The organism is Flavobacterium aurantiibacter (genome assembly GCF_002251775.1).
Lineage (GTDB): Bacteria > Bacteroidota > Bacteroidia > Flavobacteriales > Flavobacteriaceae > Flavobacterium > Flavobacterium aurantiibacter.
In genome coordinates, this window is record NZ_NOXX01000027.1 from 1 (window position 1) to 1566 (window position 1566).

The 1566-nt window shown below is 36.1% G+C and carries 1 protein-coding gene; it reads left to right on the top strand.

Translation table 11 applies throughout. The features are described 5' to 3' along the window. Nucleotides 1–750: 750 nt before the first annotated feature. Nucleotides 751–1563 (top strand): fibronectin type III domain-containing protein, encoded by an 813-nt coding sequence (locus tag CHX27_RS00250; RefSeq protein ID WP_094484791.1) that lies wholly within the window; start codon nt 751–753, stop codon nt 1561–1563. The last annotated feature ends 3 nt before the right edge of the window (nt 1564–1566 follow it).

Below are 1566 nucleotides of genomic sequence, written 5' to 3' on the forward strand. Positions count from 1 at the left end.
GGCTTCCTTTGGTCGCCGTACCGCCGCGGCTGTTTTTACGCCTGCTGCACTTGCGGGGTTTCCACTTTGGCTGCTGCCGGAACAGCTTTCCCACTTAACGTTCGTTTCTACTGCCGTCTTTGAATTAACGTTAGGTTTTTAAGAGATTATATACTTTAAAAAAATGCGATTTCTAAAATGATTAATCTATTGATTTTGTATTAGTTAATCTGAGGTAATATTGCAATATTACAACTAAATAATTGTAAAGCCGGCTGTTCGATTAAAATGCATTTACATATTACTTGATACGGACTGGGAATCGAAAAAATAATCTTTAGCTCATACGGCATCGAAAACTCTTTTAAGGGCTTTGATAAAATATAAACGTAATATTGCAATATTACCAAGGTTTAAAATTCATTTAATCATTTAGTTACGTCTGTGAAAAATCGGTTGAAATTCGCTCTACAAAAGCTAAAATTCCTGCATATTCCGTGAGTTCTGTATGCAACTCAAACAAGTAAACTCCAATACTCGTTTTGTTTGAGCAAAAGAAAATGGGAGTAGAGTTTCAATCGGTCAATCCTCTGCTTGCGATTTTCGCGTGAGGGGTAACCTCTGGTTAGTTCGTCTAAAGCTTCGAGTGTAGGAAAAGGCCCGCCGGCGGTTATAGATTTCCCCCGACACTTGCCGCCGGAAAAAATAACGGTGCTTTCACTTATTGAAAATAAAAAAAGATTAAATTAGTCACGATAACAATATAAATTCATGAAAAATATTTTTTCGATTTTAATACTGGTAGTCTTTTTATTAAAAGGACTTATAAGTGTAGCACAATGCAGCGTGCCAGCATCATTTGTTGTTAACGCTGATTCTATTACTACAACAAGCGCAACCCTGTCATGGGAGTTAAATCCTAATCTTATTGGTTATCGGTTGGCACTAATTCCAAATAATTCTGATGAAACTGTGACACTAAGTAGTTTTTCGAATTTACCTGCGGGTACAATTACTAATTTCGTTTTAGATGGAGCTAGTTCTTTTTCACCAAATAATCTGCAACCTTCAACGCGCTATTTTGCATTTATACAACCTATTTGTGAAAATTGGATATATGGTGAAATATTTCCTTTACAAGGAAATAAGTTTGAAACAAAGCCCATAAATGACTTCTGTTCCGCTGCCGTATCTATAAATTTTACTACAGGCACATCCGTTACAGCACAATCCGTAAATGATGCTTCAACTTTTGGTGCTTCTCAATCTGACGTTACTGAAACGGGATCTGTTGTGGATTGTTTTCCAAACATTAACGATATTTGGTATTCCTTCACAGCAACAAATTCGGTGCACTGTATTGTTTTAACTAAAGGTATTTTACACGATCCAGAATTAAATGATACTGCAATCTCAATGTTTTCGGGTGGTTGTAATAATTTACAGCTAATTTCCTGTCAGCAAGGTTCGAACGTTAAGTTTACAAACCTTGTTGTGGGTACCACCTACTTTTTAAGAGTCGCAAAAAGCGGAATGATTAAATTTTTGAGTTATCCATTTGCGTTCCTTATCAAATCAGTATAACTA

Excerpts from the sequence above, each read along its gene's own strand:
- CHX27_RS00250 (WP_094484791.1), top strand. The coding sequence starts at position 751 with ATGAAAAATATTTTTTCGATTTTAATACTGGTAGTCTTTTTATTAAAA.